This window comes from Amycolatopsis nivea, from assembly GCF_004522235.1.
Classification (GTDB): domain Bacteria; phylum Actinomycetota; class Actinomycetes; order Mycobacteriales; family Pseudonocardiaceae; genus Amycolatopsis; species Amycolatopsis nivea.
Window position 1 is genome coordinate 1 of record NZ_SDLT01000102.1, and the last position, 1,342, is coordinate 1,342.

At 66.8% G+C, this 1,342-nt stretch carries 2 protein-coding genes; both read right to left on the reverse strand.

The genetic code is table 11. From position 1 onward, the window contains the following. Positions 1-40: 40 nt before the first annotated feature. Positions 41-952, reverse strand: a complete 912-nt coding sequence (locus tag EIZ44_RS44395; RefSeq protein WP_134734612.1) for an IS3 family transposase — start codon at positions 950-952, stop codon at positions 41-43. Further along, positions 952-1,275, reverse strand: coding sequence for a transposase (locus EIZ44_RS44400; protein ID WP_134734613.1), 324 nt, complete (start codon positions 1,273-1,275; stop codon positions 952-954). The genes EIZ44_RS44395 and EIZ44_RS44400 overlap by 1 nt, the downstream gene beginning before the upstream one ends. Positions 1,276-1,342: the final 67 nt, after the last annotated feature.

Below are 1,342 nucleotides of genomic sequence, written 5' to 3' on the forward strand. Positions count from 1 at the left end.
TGAGGTTCACCCCGAACGGTGGACAGGGGCTTACGAGGGTTCAGGCAGCCGACCGGAGTGACTGCTCGAAGTTGTCGGGACTGAGCATCCCGATTGCGGAGTGCCGCCGCACACTGTTATAGAAGCTGATCCATTTGTCAATCGCCGCAACGAGTTCTGTCTTCGCGGCGTAGGCGTGTCGGTAGTATTGCTCGTGTTTGAATGTCGACCAGAACGATTCCGCGGGGCTGTTGTCCCAGCAGATCCCGGTCGCGCCCATCGACCGGCGCAGCCCGTGCCGGAAGCACGCAGCCGCTGTCAGGTGCGCGGTGAACTCGCCGCCGCGGTCGGAATGCAGGATCGTGCCGCGGCATCTGCCGCCGCGCGCGGCCACCGCGTCGTCGATGGCGTCGGTGACCATTTCGGCGCTGATGTGGTCGGATACGCTGTAGCCCAACACTTTCCGGGAATGGCCGTCCCGGATCGCGCACAGGAACATGTCGCCCTCGCCGCACGTGAGATACGTGATGTCGGTGAGCCAGACCGCGTCCAGTCGGCCCCGGTCGAATGCGCGGTCGACCAGGTCCGGCGGGAACGACGCGGCCGGATCGGCCACCGTCGTGCGCACCTTGAACGTGCGCGGGCTGATGCCCTCGATCCCGATCGAGGCCATGATCTTGGCGACGGTCTTCGCCGTCACCGCCTCGCCGCGGTCGCGCAGCTCGGCGGTGATCCGCGGCGACCCGTAGGTTCCGCTCGAGTCCCGGTGCGCCTGGGCGATCTTCACCTCGAGGTCGGCCCGGCGCTGCTGCCGCGGCGTCAGCACCGTCGCCGCGACGCGTCTGGCGTGCGCGTAGTAGCCCGCCCTCGACACGCCCAGCAGCCGCGCCATGCGCCGGACCGAGAACCGCGTGCGCCGCGGAGAAGCGGAGGAGGTTTCGGCGATGTCGTCGGGGTCGGCGTACTTGGCCATCAGAGCGAACCGTGCCGGTTCTTCTGCATCGCGGCAAAGTACGCCGAAGCTTTTACCAAGAAGGCGTTGTCCTTCTCCAGCTCGGCCACCTGCCCGCGCAGGCGCAGCAACTCGGCCCGCTCGGCCGCCTCCAAGGGTTTCTCGCCGTGGACCTCGGCCGCGGTGATCCGGCGCCGTTCGTCTTTGACCCAGACGCTCAACATGCCCGGATCGATGCCCAGCTCGCGGGCTACCTCCGCGATCGTCCGGCCGGAATCGATCACGCGATGAGCAGCCTCGACCTTGTACTCCGCCGTGTACGACCGGCGCTTGCGAGAAGACATGAGGACATCCTTCCAACAGGACAGCTGATCCTGCTAACTCGGTGTCCACGACCCGGGGTGAACCTCA

Bases quoted from the DNA above. Each gene is read 5' to 3' on its own strand.
- EIZ44_RS44395 (WP_134734612.1), bottom strand. From the start codon at position 952: ATGGCCAAGTACGCCGACCCCGACGACATCGCCGAAACCTCCTCCGCT.
- EIZ44_RS44400 (WP_134734613.1), bottom strand. From the start codon at position 1,275: ATGTCTTCTCGCAAGCGCCGGTCGTACACGGCGGAGTACAAGGTCGAG.